The following is an 809-nucleotide window of genomic DNA, read 5'->3' as shown; positions in this document are numbered from 1 at the left end:
AGCTCTCCTTTTTTGCTAAAGAATTCTATCTCATTTCTTCTATTTTTGTGTCCAAAATATGGAGACCATTATAAATTGTCTATAACTGCGGAGATAAGATTAAATTTTTTGATTTGAATTATAAAGATTCAAATCATCCTTCTGAACTGCCTCAAGAAATACAAAAGCTTGCGGAAAGATTTGAAATAGAAGACTTGATAAAGAATTTTATCGAATATTTCCAGGAAGATTATCCTCTTAAAACAGCTAAAGAAATACAAAATATTGCGACAAAATTTCAAATAAAACACTTGCCAAATGACAATTTAAAATCATCACAGACACCACCAACAACAAAATCACATCAGAACAAAAATTACAATCAGAGGTGAAGGATAGAATCATTTGTACTAGTCAATATTTGGGTTAAATTACAGAAACGGGGCAAAAGCAAACTAGAACGGTTCTGTCGCATCTATAATTGAAGATCTGCTTGAAGCAACAAAACTGAGATTTTAGACGTTATGATGCCATTAACATTACAAAATTCTCAAAAGTAGAAACGTTATCATTACTTCCAACTATTTGTCCTTTTTGAATCATACGAATATTCTCAATACCTGCAATAGTAATTTTAGCAGAATGAAAACTCTTAAAACCAAGCATAGGTTTGGTTCGTTTCTTAATAAATCTATGATCCTGCTCGACAATATTATTGAGATATTTGACTTGTCGTATCTCAATTTTCTTAGTTTCAGCAAGCTCTTTGTTGGCAGCTTTGAGAGCAGAGATATTACTACCGCTTTTATCGATAGTTACCTTTTGCGGAT

2 protein-coding genes are annotated in these 809 nt (G+C 31.6%); one reads left to right on the top strand and one right to left on the bottom strand.

The genetic code is table 11. The features are described 5' to 3' along the window. Positions 1–113: 113 nt before the first annotated feature. Positions 114–371, top strand: coding sequence for a hypothetical protein (locus RiCNE_RS07130; RefSeq protein ID WP_094649847.1), 258 nt, complete (start codon positions 114–116; stop codon positions 369–371). Positions 372–501: 130 nt separating this feature from the next. Here RiCNE_RS07130 and RiCNE_RS07125 read toward each other — a convergent pair. After that, positions 502–809 (bottom strand): DDE-type integrase/transposase/recombinase (locus RiCNE_RS07125; RefSeq protein WP_133062977.1); only part of this gene is annotated, 308 nt, incomplete at its 5' end.

Source organism: Rickettsia endosymbiont of Culicoides newsteadi (assembly GCF_002259525.1).
GTDB lineage: Bacteria > Pseudomonadota > Alphaproteobacteria > Rickettsiales > Rickettsiaceae > Tisiphia.
This window is presented reverse-complemented; position numbering and strand designations above follow the sequence as displayed.